This window comes from Acidisphaera rubrifaciens HS-AP3, assembly GCF_000964365.1.
Taxonomy (GTDB): Bacteria; Pseudomonadota; Alphaproteobacteria; order Acetobacterales; family Acetobacteraceae; genus Acidisphaera; species Acidisphaera rubrifaciens.
The window spans coordinates 1-1,197 of sequence record NZ_BANB01000819.1 but is presented as its reverse complement, the minus strand read 5'-3'; the positions used below and the strand labels follow the sequence as shown (position 1 = coordinate 1,197).

2 protein-coding genes are annotated in these 1,197 nt (G+C 73.2%); both read left to right on the top strand.

The window, feature by feature from the left end; all coding sequences use genetic code 11:
• Window positions 1–987: extracellular solute-binding protein (locus tag B8460_RS18135; protein ID WP_048863025.1), on the top strand; the 987-nt coding region annotated here is incomplete at its 5' end.
• Window positions 988–999: 12 nt separating this feature from the next.
• Window positions 1,000–1,197 (top strand): hypothetical protein (locus B8460_RS18130; protein ID WP_048863024.1); only part of this gene is annotated, 198 nt, incomplete at its 3' end.

Below are 1,197 nucleotides of genomic sequence, written 5' to 3'. Positions count from 1 at the left end.
TCGGCAAAAAGCGACGCCGCCGCGCAGACGCTCTCCGTCGTCAGCCGCCACGACGGCGCCTGGGCCGACGCCCTGCGCGGCCTCGCGCTGACGGCGTACACGCAGACGACCGGCGTGCCGGCGCGGCTCGATGTCTGGACCGGCGGGCTCGACGCGCTGCGCACCGGGCTTAAGGGCGGCTGGGACGTGGTGCAGCTCACCGCGCAGGAACTCGCGGATGCGTGCCAGGAAGGGTTGGTCGAGAAACTCGATTGGGCGGCGATCGGCGGGCGTGACCACTACGTGCAGGGCGCCGCCAACGACTGCGGCGTCGGCGCCGGTGCCCACGCGCTGCTGCTGTCCTGGGACCGCGACAAGGTGAAGGGCGCGCCCACCTGGGCGGATTTCTTCGACATCGCCCGCTATCCCGGCAAGCGCGCGCTGCCCAAGCGCGCGCGCGGCGTGCTGGAGATCGCGCTGCTGGCCGACGGCGTGGCGCCGGGCGACGTCTATCGCACGCTGCGCAGCACCGACGGCACCGACCGCGCCTTCCGTAAGCTCGACCAGCTCCGTCCCTATCTCGACTGGTGGCAGACCGGTCGCGAGGCGACGCGCATCCTTGGCAGCGGCGCGGTGCTTATGGTCGCCGCGCCGAACGCACGGGTGCTTGCCGCCAATGCGTCGGAGGGGAGGCATTTCGGCGCGCAGTGGACCGGCGCGGTGGTATCGATGGACTGGTGGGCGATCGCCCGCGACACCCCGCGCGGCCAGCAGGCGCAGCAGCTTCTGTATCTGCTTGGCCTGCCGGCATTGGAGGGACGGCTGCTCGAGCGCACCGGCATCGCCGGCTTCGCCAAGGGGTCGGCCGACCTTCTGCCCGCGGCGGCGCAGGCAAACTCGCCGCTGCTGCCGGCCAACCTGTCGGGCGCGCTGGTGGCCGACGAGGGCTTCTGGCACGACAACGGCGAGCGCCTCGACGGCAAGTTCGCCGCCTGGCTGGCGCATTGACGCGACCGCAGCGTGGCTGAGCCGGTCGCCGCGATCCGCACGGCACGCGATGCGACGGGGGTAACGATCGTCTTCATCGGACGGCTCGATGCGGCGGGCGCCGCGCGCGTCTGGGCGCCGGCCATGGCGGCGGCGCGACAGGCGGCACCGGGCGAGCGCCTGACCTTCGACCTGCATGGCGTGAGCGCCTGCGACACCGCCGGGGCGGCG